This window comes from Acidisphaera rubrifaciens HS-AP3, from assembly GCF_000964365.1.
Classification (GTDB): domain Bacteria; phylum Pseudomonadota; class Alphaproteobacteria; order Acetobacterales; family Acetobacteraceae; genus Acidisphaera; species Acidisphaera rubrifaciens.
Genome location: NZ_BANB01001024.1, coordinates 1 through 381, shown reverse-complemented (window position 1 = coordinate 381; position 381 = coordinate 1). Strand labels below are relative to the sequence as shown.

The following is a 381-nucleotide window of genomic DNA, read 5'->3' as shown; positions in this document are numbered from 1 at the left end:
GGGGCGGGCGCCCGCCACCGCTCGGTTGGTTCGGATCGGTCCATCTTCGGGGCGCTTGGCGAACTTCAGCCGTTCGCGGTCAGCAAACGCCCCGCGGGCAGGCACCGCCAATCACGGATCGGTGAAGGCGCCGTCTCCGGGGCGGGCCGCGCCACCGACCTTCCGGACCGCCATGCCCAGGATCGCCACGCCGAAGACGGCGCCCATCGCGGTCGCGATGACGATCAGCCAGCGCAGGCGCACCGCCGTCGCGTGCTGGTCGGCCGCCGCCTCGCGCAGGATCGCGCGCGTCGCCGCCCGCAACCGGTCGGCGTCGGTGCCGCCCGCGCGCATGATGGGCGCCGCCGCCGCCGCGCCGAGCACGGCGACGATGCGGTCGTC

The 381-nt window shown here is 76.1% G+C and carries 1 protein-coding gene; it reads right to left on the bottom strand.

The window, feature by feature from the left end; translation table 11 throughout:
* Nucleotides 1–111: 111 nt before the first annotated feature.
* The coding region (locus tag B8460_RS22545) for a hypothetical protein (protein ID WP_048863355.1) at nt 112–381 on the bottom strand (270 nt) is incomplete at its 5' end.